This window comes from Alistipes indistinctus YIT 12060 (assembly GCF_025144995.1).
Taxonomy (GTDB): domain Bacteria; phylum Bacteroidota; class Bacteroidia; order Bacteroidales; family Rikenellaceae; genus Alistipes_A; species Alistipes_A indistinctus.
In genome coordinates this window covers 2523218-2534706 of sequence record NZ_CP102250.1, presented here as the reverse complement: position 1 = coordinate 2534706, position 11489 = coordinate 2523218, and the positions used below count along the sequence as shown (strand labels likewise).

General features: G+C 58.0%; 6 protein-coding genes. 2 read left to right on the top strand and 4 right to left on the bottom strand.

What is annotated here, in order from left to right; genetic code table 11:
* Positions 1–350: 350 nt before the first annotated feature.
* Positions 351–1232, bottom strand: a complete 882-nt coding sequence (locus tag NQ495_RS10395; RefSeq protein ID WP_009133190.1) for a TrmH family RNA methyltransferase — start codon at positions 1230–1232, stop codon at positions 351–353.
* Positions 1233–1634: 402 nt separating this feature from the next.
* Here NQ495_RS10395 and carA point away from each other — a divergent pair, with 402 nt between their 5' ends.
* The gene (gene carA, locus NQ495_RS10390; RefSeq protein ID WP_009133189.1) at positions 1635–2732 is read left to right on the top strand and encodes a glutamine-hydrolyzing carbamoyl-phosphate synthase small subunit; all 1098 of its coding nucleotides are present in this window, start codon (positions 1635–1637) and stop codon (positions 2730–2732) included.
* A gap of 92 nt (positions 2733–2824) precedes the next feature.
* Positions 2825–6043: a carbamoyl-phosphate synthase (glutamine-hydrolyzing) large subunit gene (gene carB / locus NQ495_RS10385; protein ID WP_009133188.1), complete on the top strand. Its 3219-nt coding sequence runs from the start codon at positions 2825–2827 to the stop codon at positions 6041–6043.
* Positions 6044–6251: 208 nt separating this feature from the next.
* On the opposite strand, the gene NQ495_RS10380 is transcribed toward carB, so the two are convergent.
* The 3 genes from NQ495_RS10380 to NQ495_RS10370 all read right to left on the bottom strand — a co-directional run bounded on the left by NQ495_RS10380 (position 6252) and on the right by NQ495_RS10370 (position 11115).
* On the bottom strand, positions 6252–8723 hold the full coding sequence (locus NQ495_RS10380; RefSeq protein ID WP_009133187.1) for a DUF6562 domain-containing protein: 2472 nt from the start codon (positions 8721–8723) through the stop codon (positions 6252–6254).
* 65 nt (positions 8724–8788) lie between these two features.
* On the bottom strand, positions 8789–9892 hold the full coding sequence (locus tag NQ495_RS10375; protein WP_009133186.1) for a DUF6562 domain-containing protein: 1104 nt from the start codon (positions 9890–9892) through the stop codon (positions 8789–8791).
* Positions 9889–11115, bottom strand: coding sequence for a DUF3575 domain-containing protein (locus tag NQ495_RS10370; RefSeq protein WP_009133185.1), 1227 nt, complete (start codon positions 11113–11115; stop codon positions 9889–9891). Before NQ495_RS10370 ends, NQ495_RS10375 begins: the two co-directional genes overlap by 4 nt.
* Positions 11116–11489: the final 374 nt, after the last annotated feature.

Genomic DNA, 11489 nt, shown 5'->3' with positions numbered 1-11489 from the left:
GGAGAAAGACCTCGCGAAAATCACCCGTCCATAAGCCGGGGGCGTCCTGCATTTTCCCTGACGGAACACAAGAAGGACGGCAAATCCGAATGTCCGCAAAAGCAACCCGCAGGACATAGCCTACATTTCACAAATGTAAAAAAATCACCCGTTGGTTGGATTAAATTTATGAATATTTTATCTGTCCAATCCATGGCAACAGCGACATTCTTGCGTATATCTTCGACCGATCTCGCCGTCGACTTACATCTCTGGCGTCGGATTGCCGACGGCTGATAAGGTTTGGCAGGTCTTGTCGCACTTCTTGCGAAGACGATGGAAAAACAGATTTCCACTGTCAAAGCCCAACGCTAACCCCTGCGCCGGAACTCCGAGCAGACGATGGCCGTGGCCGTAGCGACATTGAGCGATTCGGACGTGGGTTCACCTACCGGAAACGGAGGAATAAACAGCCGCCGCGAAACGAGTTCCGCTACCTCCGGTGAAACGCCCTGCCCTTCGCTGCCCATCACAATCACACCGCCGGGAGAGAGGGCGGCATCGTAAATCGGTTCGCCGTCCAGAAAGGTTCCGTACACCGGAATACCCGCAGCACGCACCTCCCCGAGCCATCGCGCCAGCGGCACATAATGCACGCGCACCCTCGCGATCGCTCCCATCGTGGCCTGCACCACCTTCGGGTTAAAGCAGTCAGCCGTCGTCTCCGAGCAGATCACGTCACGCATACCGAACCAATCGGCCAGGCGCAGGATCGTCCCCATATTGCCGGGATCCTGCACTCCGTCCAATGCGAGCGAGAGCTCCCCGGAAAGTCCCCTTACCGACAAACCGTGCCGGGGAATTTCCACGAGCGCCAGCATATCCGACGGCGTTTTCAGGGAGCTGATCCGCTCCATCTCCTTGTGTGAAATCACCTCCGGACCGCCGTGCCAACCTCCCGGGCTCTGCATGCCACTGTTTTGCGACCGGACGATACCAGAACTTTCTCCCAAAACATCGCCCGGGCCGCCGACAGCATGGCCTCCCCGAAGAGCGCGTACAGCCTTGCCAAAATACTCCGCTCCCGCTACGGTACACAGCACCCGCCGCACGCGGAGCGGTGCAGCCATTCCCATACCCGCAACCAGTTCCGTCACCAGTTTGGGCCCTTCGGCGACGAACAATCCCGCTGCGTTCCGCCCTTTTTTGTCCCCGAGCGAGCGGATCGTCTGTATTTCGGCTTTGGTCAACATTTTTATCATCGATTATGCGAACATGCCCCGGATCATACCGCACCGATTGACGGACGGAGAGCATATACGACACAAATGTAACAAAACCCGGGAAAACTACCGCACCTCCAGAATCTCCACAGGTTGAATACCGGCATTCAGATCCCCGGTGCGGCAATCATCGAAACTGTCCGCAAATCAGACACCCGTACCATTACTTTTTACACGATTTTGTATGCGCATTCTCCCGTACACGACGGCGATCCATCCACGCAGTTCCTCGGGATACGGAACGATTTTTGAGAAAAATTCCCGTGCGATTTGCAAAACAAAAAACCACTGCGTACCTTTGCATTTCAGAAACTATTCTGAGAAGAAGACAGTTTCAGCAAGTGGTATAAATACTTAACTTACTGATAAAGAATGTCTGACAAAAAATCCGCCCGTCTCATTCTGGAAGACGGGACAACTTTCACCGGTTACTCTTTCGGGGCCGAAACGGCCACTACCGGTGAAGTCGTTTTCAACACAGCCATGACAGGCTATCCCGAAAGTCTCACCGATCCATCCTACAGCGGTCAAATCCTGGTCTCCACCTATCCGCTCGTTGGTAATTACGGCGTTCCCCAAAAAGAAAGTGAATACGGTCTGCTCAAGTTTTTCGAGTCAGACCGTATTCATGTTAAGGGGTTGGTCATTTCGGACTACTCGTTCGAATACAGCCACTGGAATGCGGGCGAAAGCCTCGGAGAATGGCTGCGCGAAAACGGCGTTCCCGCCGTCTGGGGGATCGACACGCGCCAACTCACGAAGATCATCCGCGAACGGGGAGTCATGCTGGGCAAGATCGTCGTCGAAGGAAGCGCGGAACCGGCCGCATTCGACGATCCGAACCTGCGCAACCTCGCCGCCGAAGTGAGTACGCCGCAGGTCGAAACCTACGGCGACGGCCCGATGAAGATCGTGCTGGTCGACTGCGGCTGCAAGTACAACATCATCCGCTGCCTGCTTTCGCGCGGCGCCACGGTGATCCGCGTGCCGTGGGACTATGATTTCACCGCCCTCGATTACGACGGGGTGATGCTCTCCAACGGTCCCGGCGACCCGCAGCAATGCACCGCCACGATCTCGAACATCAAAAAGGCGATGGCCCTCGGTAAGCCGATCTTCGGCATCTGCCTCGGCAACCAGCTGCTTTCGATCGCCGCCGGCGCGACCACTTTCAAACTCAAGTACGGCCACCGCAGCCACAACCAGCCCGCGCTGATGGTCGGCACGAACAAAGCGGTCATCACGTCGCAGAATCACGGCTTCGCGGTCAACACCGACACGCTGGGCCCCGACTGGGAACCTTACTTCGTCAACCTGAACGACGGTACGAGCGAAGGCATCCGGCACAAACGCCTTCCCTTCTTCTCGGTGCAGTTCCACCCGGAGGCCTCGGGCGGCCCGGTAGACACTGAATTCCTGTTCGACGACTTCATTCGCAACATCCGGGATCACGCCGGCTCAAAACGGTAAGCCCGGTTCGCCGGGCCGTGTGCGGGCCCGGCGAACCGGGCGCAACACCTGAACGGAATTACCAGATTGAGAAAGCCTTAAAATCAAGAATTATGCAAAACAAAATAGAAAAAGTCATCCTGCTCGGTTCGGGCGCCCTGAAGATCGGCGAGGCCGGCGAGTTCGACTATTCGGGCTCGCAGGCGCTCAAGGCCCTCAAGGAAGAGGGCGTCTACACGGTGCTGATCAACCCCAACATCGCGACGATCCAGACCTCGGAGAACATCGCCGACAAAGTCTACTTCCTACCCGTTACGCCCGAATTCGTCGAGCAGGTGATCGCCAGGGAGCGGCCGCAGGGCATCCTGCTCGCATTCGGCGGCCAAACGGCGCTGAACTGCGGCGTCAAACTCTACCAGAGCGGCGTGCTCGAAAAATACGGCGTGCAGGTCCTGGGAACGCCCGTGCAGGCAATTATCGACACCGAAGACCGCGAGAAGTTCGTGCACAAGCTCGACCAGATCGATGTCAAGACGATCAAAAGCGAAGCCGTGACGACCGTCGCCGAAGCGAAACGCGTCGCGCACGAGTTGGGCTACCCGGTCATCATCCGGGCGGCCTATACCCTCGGCGGCCTCGGATCAGGCTTCTGCGACAACGACGAGGAGCTCGATACGCTCGCCAGCAAGGCGTTCACCTACTCGCCGCAGATCCTGGTCGAGAAATCGCTCAAAGGGTGGAAAGAGGTGGAATACGAGGTAGTGCGGGACCGCTACGACAACTGCATCACCGTCTGCAACATGGAAAACTTCGACCCGCTGGGCATCCACACCGGCGAGAGCATCGTCGTAGCCCCGTCGCAGACCCTTTCGAACGCCGAATACCATAAACTGAGAAAACTGGCGATCAAGATCATCCGCCACATCGGGATCGTCGGCGAGTGCAACGTTCAGTACGCACTCGACCCCGACTCGGAAGATTACCGCGTGATCGAAGTGAACGCGCGCCTGAGCCGCTCGTCGGCACTCGCGTCGAAGGCCACCGGTTACCCGCTCGCCTTCGTCGCCGCGAAACTGGGGCTCGGCTACGGGCTGCACGAACTGAAAAACGCCGTCACGAAGAGTACGACCGCCTGCTTCGAACCGGCTCTCGACTACATCGTCTGCAAGATTCCGCGCTGGGATCTCGGCAAGTTCAAAGGCGTCTCGCGCGAGTTGGGCTCCAGCATGAAATCGGTCGGCGAGGTGATGGCCATCGGGCGCTGCTTCGAAGAGGTGATCCAGAAAGGGCTGCGCATGATCGGACAGGGCATGCACGGGTTCGTCGCGAACAAGGCGTTCGCCGGCATCGACATCGACGAGGCGCTCACGCATCCCACCGACAAACGCATCTTCGTGATCGCCCACGCGCTCAAACAGGGCTACACGATCGAACGCATCCACGAGCTGACCCGAATCGACAAATGGTTCCTCGAGAAGCTCGAAAACATCATCTGCATCGAGGGCGAGCTCGAAAAGCACAACGGTATCGCCGACGTGCCCGATGAACTGATCCGCGAAGCGAAACAGCGCGGTTTCTCGGACTTCCAGCTGGCCCGTACGGTCAGCCACAGCAAGTCCGACGAGATCGAGGCCGATATGCTGAAGGTCCGCCGCCACCGCAAGGAGCGCGGCATCACCCCGGTCGTCAAGCAGATCGACACGCTGGGAGCCGAATACCCGGCCCAGACCAACTACCTCTACGTCACCTACAACGGAACTTCGAACGATATAGATTTCGCACACGACCACCGCTCGGTGATCGTACTGGGTTCGGGAGCCTACCGCATCGGCAGCTCCGTGGAATTCGACTGGTGCAGCGTCAGTGCGCTGAAGACGATCCGCGAACAGGGTTACCGCTCGGTGATGATCAACTACAATCCCGAAACGGTCTCGACCGACTACGACGTCTGCGACCGGCTCTACTTCGACGAGCTGACCCTGGAGCGCGTGCTCGACATCACCGACCTCGAGGAACCCAAAGGGGTGGTCGTCTCGACCGGCGGCCAGATCCCGAACAACCTCGCGATGCGGCTGCACAACGAACATGTGCCGATCCTCGGCACCTCGGCCGAAAACATCGACAACGCCGAAGACCGCCACAAGTTTTCGTCGATGCTCGACAAGATCGGCGTCGACCAGCCGCGCTGGAGGGAGCTGACGACGATGGACGACATCTATAAATTCGTCGACGAAGTGGGTTTCCCGGTGCTGATCCGGCCGTCGTACGTCCTCTCGGGCGCCGCGATGAACGTTGTCTCGAACCGCTCCGAACTGGAACATTTCCTGACGCTGGCCACCAGCGTATCGAAACAGTATCCGGTGGTAGTGACCGAATTCATCGAACACGCGAAAGAGGTCGAGATCGACGCAGTGGCCAAAGACGGCGAAGTGCTGATCTACGCCATCTCGGAGCACGTCGAGTTCGCGGGTGTCCACTCGGGCGACGCGACGATGGTCTTCCCGCCGCAAAAGATGTATGTCGAGACGATGCGCCGCATCAAGAAGATCAGCCGCGAGGTGGCGCGGATGCTCAACATCTCCGGCCCGTTCAACATGCAGCTGATGGCCAAGGACAACGAGATCAAGGTGATCGAGTGCAACCTGCGCGCCTCGCGCAGTTTCCCGTTCGTCTCGAAGGTGCTGAAAGTAAACTTCATCGACATCGCGACGAAGGTGATGCTGGGAGTCGATCCCGAAGTCCCGCACAAATCGGCCTTCGAATTGGACTATGTCGGCATCAAGGCGCCGCAGTTCTCGTTCTCGCGACTGCAAAAGGCCGACCCGGTACTCGGCGTCGAGATGGCCTCGACCGGCGAAGTGGGCTGCATCGGCGAGGATTTCCACGAGGCGATCCTCAAGAGCATGATCTCGGTGGGCTATGCGATCCCGAAAAAGAACATCCTGCTCTCGACCGGCGACTCGCGCTCGAAGATGGACATGCTCTCGGCGGCGAAGGCCCTGCAACAAAAAGGTTACAACATCTTTGCGACGAAAGGTACGGCGGCCTTCCTCGAACTGAACGGCGTGCATGCGACGGTACTGCACTGGCCCGACCAGAACGAGCAGCCCAACACGCTCGACTACATCAAGGAGAAGAAGATCGACCTGGTGGTGAACATCCCGAAGAACCTCTCGAAAGACGAGCTGAACAACGACTACACGATCCGGCGCAGCGCGATCGACTTCAACATCCCGCTGATCACGAACGCCCGGCTCGCAAGCGCCTTCATCACGGCTTTCTGCCGCCTCGCCCCGGACGAGATCCAGATCAAAAGCTGGAACGAATATTGACTTGAACAGGATTCTCCTCAAAAAGCAAATCCCGCAGATTGATCTGAAAAAGCAGGGACCGGATTCCCTTCGGAAATCCGGTCCCTGTTCCATAAACGGACGGTAACCATTGAAGCGATTCTATCGGACTATTATCGAAACTACAGTAACCGTCAGTTGAAGTTTACGCCCGTATGCTCCCGAAGGCAGCCCGGGACGCGAAACCGTGTCAGTCGGCCGGCGAAACGATCGTCGCCTGATCGTTGCCGTACATGACAACGGACGGTTCCACGTTCACCTCATTGATCCAATTCTGCACCTGGACAGCATAAGGCAAGCGTTTCGTCGCACTCTGGTCGTAAATCGCGGTGGTACCGCGCAGATTCAGGACATTTTTACGGGGCGAACGCAACTGTGCCGCATACTGGATATTGGTGTCGGTCTCCGGATCATTGTAGCTGTAAATCCTCGAATCCTTCACCGTGATCACGTGATTTGCGGCACCGGCCCAGTTGCCGTCCTTCTCGCAGACCACGATAGTCGCGAATATCTCGGTCGGGCCCGGGAACGGATTACGCCCGATCAGCTCGGAGCCGTTCGTCACGTTGATAACGCTCCCCCCGTCGCTCCACAGGTTGAACGCACAGCGTCCGTCCAGGCGCGAGTCGTCCACGTACACTTCGAATTTATCGCTGTGCTGCGTGGCGTTGAAAACGTAAAATACGCCTTCGACAACCGATTTATTCTGCAGTCGAACGATGATATTGCCGGCATGGGCACCGATGCCGATACCGCGCGAGTCGGACATTTTCTTAAACGCCGTATTTTGCTCCGGGGTGTAAGCGACGTTGCCCGGATCGCCGCTTCGCGGCTGCGGGCCTATGTGGGTATTGTCCAGCGTCACGCGGCAAACACTCGCAGCGTCCTTCGCACCGTGGATATTGACCCCCCTCTGGTTGGCTTTCGGAACGATCAGGTCCGAATTCTTCACCAGCAGGGTCAGATTATTATAACCGGCGGCCAGGATCGCGCAATTCCGCGCGGCATTGACATCGGCCTCGTTCTGGCGAACCGTTACCCCGTCCAGCACGACATTGATATTGTCGGCCGCGAGGGTGATGCCGTTACCGGCAGGCGCATCGATCGTCAGGTTGCTCAACTCGGCATTGGCCGCAATTTCCAAAGGTGCGGCGAGGGTGGCTCCCTTGGCATCGAGTCCCGAAACGGGCTGTTCGATCAGCAAATAATCGTACCCGCTCTTGTCGTCGGCCAGGGCGCGGTCGAGATCGGCCTGCGAAGCCACGCAGCGGATGAGCTTATCCGCATAGCCCCCGACCTTGGTCACATTGTCCACGACACCGTAGATTTTAACGTTGCCCTGGCGCAGGGTCAGGTTTTCAACCGTAACGTCACGCGGCACGATCAGCGTGCTGGTGGCCGTAATCGCATCTACGGAGCTGTAATGCCTACCGTTGAGGGTTACGGTCGTATTGGGCATATTGAGCGTCACGGAATGTCCTTCGGGCATCGTAATCGCCAGGTTTTTGGGAGCATCAGCCGTAGCCTGGAAAGTGACCGCGGCCCCTGAGGCCACCGCATTCAGCGTCACGGCCACCGTCTCCGTTCCCTGATACGGGGTGGAGGCGGCCGAAAAATCGATGGACTTGCTTTCCTGCACCTCATCCTTCACCACCAGCATCTGATCGCCGCCGCTGAGGGCCGTAGCCACTTCGTCGATGGAGTTCACCTCGGTCAGTTCCATTTCGTTTCCCGGCTCGTTGAATTCGTCGCTGACCGACACAGACAGGTTCGCTCCGCGGGTAAACAGCGCACCTTTGACAGTCGTCAGCTTATTGGCCTCGACCGGAATCGTTTCGATCGCCCGCTCGGTCGTCCCTCCTGTACCGGAAGCCGAGAAGGTCAGGCTGACCGTCGGCTTCACCCCGGCGAAAACATAGTCCAGCGCAATCACTTTGCCGCCCGTAACGTCCTCATCCAGGATCGCCGCCGTTGCCGAAGGCAGGGCCGTCGGAGAGGCCTGCGCCGCCCCCGTCAGGGCATTAAACGTAGTGGGCAGCTCGACCGTATAGGCAATGCTCGTCTGTGTGGGCGTGTACCCCTGCGACGCCGCTGCAGCCAGGTCGGTAGCCAGCAGGCGGATTTTGCCGAACGGCCGTTTGAGCGTTACGGTCCGGTTCAGCGACGAAGAGGAGAGGTCCGCATCCAGGGTCGCCGTATAAGCGTCCCGGGCCTCATCGTTAATCGCATAAGGGGCGGTTTTCAGCGCTACCGCCTGCAGGCCGTGATCGGTCGCGGAGAGGGTGCTGTAATAAAGATCGGCATCGGCTTCCGAAGCCACGAAATCGGCCCAGAAGGCGAACTTGTATTTTTGGGCCAGCAGGGTCAGCGAGAACGAAGCCGGATCGGTAAAAGCGCCGGGAGCCTTGAAAACGGTCTTGCGCATGATAAAATTACCGCTTTCATCGTACACCTCGAGAATGTAGCGCAGGGTTTTGTCAGTCACATTGTTGATCCCGCCCTGATTGGACGCTTTGGTCGAATAGCTCTGGATCGCCGTAGGAAGAGACGCCGTCAGGTTAACGGTGACTTCTCCCTGGCCGGAGCCCGTCGCAGGGTCTTTGGTACAGCCCCCCATCAGCAACAGGAGCGCACCCGTGAGCACAAGTAATAAGTTTTTCATAGCGAATTTGTTTTGGGGTTTTATAATACCGGAAAGATTGAAATGCAATTTGTCCCGTCGCAGGGTCAGTTCGGCAGCGTCACGACGATCTCCCCGTCGAAACGGTCGTCGATACCGATATCGCCGTTGTCGTAACTTTGGGTCAGGAATGCCCCCTCAACGGTCGTGAGTTTACCACGCTCGAGGGGAACGCGGATCCCGGTGTTTCGAGAAATGAGGCCTCCGGCAGCGTCATATGCCTCTATATCGGCATAGACCACGGTGGATTCGGTGCAGATGAACACATAGTCGAAGGCCAGCACCGCCGAGGTCGCGCCCAATTCCGAAACAGCCCCGGTAAAAGCCACATCGGTCCGGAAATCCCCGCCAGTCGCATATCCGGTGGTTACATTATAGCCGCACGGAAAATAGCTCGAATATGAGACCCGAACCGTCACCGGAACAGGCGGGATAATCCCGGCGGCATCGGATCCGGCTTTCGATTCGCCTCCGGTCCGGATCCCATCCGGATTTGCAGGCCGGACGCGCGGCCCGGGACTCTCCTGTAAAGTCCGGCGGCGGGCTGCCAGTTCGGCCAGGTCGTTGGTCCGTATCCTGAATTTGCCGCAAGCGCGCTGCAACGTCACATCGGCGTCCACTTCGGCGAAATAACGGTCACGGTACGGTGTCAGGTCGATCTCCGCACAACCCGAAAAGGCATCTCTGGCATCGGTGCTGCCCGTATAGGGAAAAATCACCGTTACCGCGCTCAAATCGGCCGTATTGTAATATACATCGGCGGTTGCCCCCTTCCGGACATAATCGCCCCAGACGCAGACCCGGTATTTACCGGCATGCAGATCGAACGGCACTTCGAAGGTGGTTTCGCCGCCGGGCGTCCCGGCACTGGTCACCACCTCCCGGGCGACCCTCCCGCTTTGGGAACCTCCCCCATCGGCAAACAGGTCGACCGTCCAGCGCAATTGATAGTCGCCGGAGGATTCGGCCGCCTGCCCGGCACCCTCCGCAAACGGAGTACAGTCGACATGCAGCCGGAGCGTGGTCCGGATCAGCGTGGGATCGTCGCCTCCGCCTTCGGGCCATTCGTGGAACGAATTACAGGCAGAAAGACCCGCTGAAAAACAGGCGATCAGTACGGCAGCGGCAAGACGGGCATATATTTTCATCATCGGTCCTCCTTTTTAAACCCGAAACGGTACAGCAGCGTAATCCCGGCACGCGTTACGCCCCAGTAGGTATGGGTCAGGCCGTGCCCGTACCGCGCGCCGTTCGGGATGTTGTAAAACTGGTCGTATTTCACATTGACGAAACCGGCGCCGAGGGTGAATTCCGCGCCCCAGCAGCGGTTCAGCGGCACGACATAACCGTAGCTGATCCCCGCACCCCAGAAGGGCCGACAATCCTGATAGCGGGTCCGGGCATCGACCGCGATGTTGAATCCGCCGCTGTGCAGGTGGAACCCGAAAAAATGGCCCCGGAACGGACGGTCGAGCCAGTAACGGAACTCGGGTTGCACGGCAAACAGGTTCATCCGGTATACCCGCCGCACGGTGTACGGGGAGTAAATAACCGGCACATCGACCGAATAATGCCTGCCGAAACCGAACTCGACCCCCAGGTTGGCCACCGTTGCGGCCCACACCGCGAGGTTGGTCTTGACGGCCATCCGGAAGGACGGCGCGGGAGCCGTTTCCCGCACCGGACGATCCGCGGCGGCAACCGCTCCCGGAGACAAATTCCCCGATCCGGGAGCATCGTCAGGAGTATCGGGCGGTCCCCCGGATTCCGGGCCGTCCGGTAACGAAACAGCCGGAGAGACAGAACCGGCGGTACTGCCACCAGTATCATCATCACCAACCCTTGCAGCACCCATTCCAGAGGAGATACTCCCTTCCCGGCCCGGCGCTCCGGCTGTCCGCTTATCCGCCGCACGGTCTCCGGTCATGCAATAGGCCACCACGACCACATCGTGCTGCCCGTTCCATGCCCGCGCCGAATTGAACGTGCGGAAATGCTCTTCCCGCAACCGCTCGTGTGTAATGAAATAGGATTTAACCTGATTGCTCCGGTTTTTTGCAGCGGCCAGGTTCGCCTCCACGCTCCCGTACGAAGGACAATATCCCTCAACCCTGATTTTAGCGCGGTCCGCCTCTATCGAATCCCGGTGCTGCCGGATCATTTCCGTCAGGCGGGCGATTCCCGTCTCGTTTCCCCGGAACGGAGCCTGGAACATCAGTTTCTTCGGGGAAAACCGGAAAACGACCCGGCAGGTATCTTCCGCCGCAGGGGTTTCCTGCCTACCGTGATCGCACGCCAGATCAGCGTCCTGTCCGGCCGATAAGCTCAGCGGTACAAAGACCGCCGCTACCAACATCCATCGTCTTAGCCTCATTCCGATATGTTTTCATTCCCGCGCAATCGCGCTACTTATCGGAAAGCCGTCCGCCCGTTTTCTTCCCCACGGTCCCATGCGCCACCCGTCTCTTTCGTTGAATTTCATGCCGTCAGAAAAATTTTACGCGCATAAAACGAACATTAAAAACATACATCGATCGTCCCAGGACGAAACGACTCCGGCAGCGGAACAATGACACAGGTTAAATTGTTGGTATAAAAATTATTACAAATGTTTTTTTTCGTGTCAAAAAAAGTATTACATTCGCATATAAAGGGAAGACGTTCGTTTTACCCGTATTTTTTCTACCTCAAAGCCTTTCGACACCTTCATTTCCGGAACAAAGAACCTAATCGGCATCTCCCGCCGGC